Below are 253 nucleotides of genomic sequence, written 5' to 3' on the forward strand. Positions count from 1 at the left end.
AAATGGCGCGAGACGGAATCGAACCGCCGACACATGGAGCTTCAATCCATTGCTCTACCAACTGAGCTACCGAGCCATATTGCGGGAGCAGGATTTGAACCTACGACCTTCGGGTTATGAGCCCGACGAGCTACCTAGCTGCTCCATCCCGCGTTAATTATAAGGAGGATGTGGGATTCGAACCCACGCACGCTTTTACACGCCTGACGGTTTTCAAGACCGTTCCCTTCAGCCGGACTTGGGTAATCCTCCA

Annotated in this window: 3 tRNA genes; all 3 read right to left on the bottom strand. The window is 53.8% G+C overall.

What is annotated here, in order from left to right:
* Window positions 1-3: 3 nt before the first annotated feature.
* Window positions 4-76, bottom strand: a tRNA-Phe gene (locus HMPREF2607_RS09980).
* A gap of 3 nt (window positions 77-79) precedes the next feature.
* Window positions 80-153, bottom strand: a tRNA-Met gene (locus HMPREF2607_RS09985).
* Window positions 154-162: 9 nt separating this feature from the next.
* A tRNA-Ser gene (locus tag HMPREF2607_RS09990) sits at window positions 163-252 on the bottom strand.
* Window position 253: the final 1 nt, after the last annotated feature.

This window comes from Streptococcus sp. HMSC078H03 (genome assembly GCF_001808655.1).
Taxonomy (GTDB): domain Bacteria; phylum Bacillota; class Bacilli; order Lactobacillales; family Streptococcaceae; genus Streptococcus; species Streptococcus salivarius_G.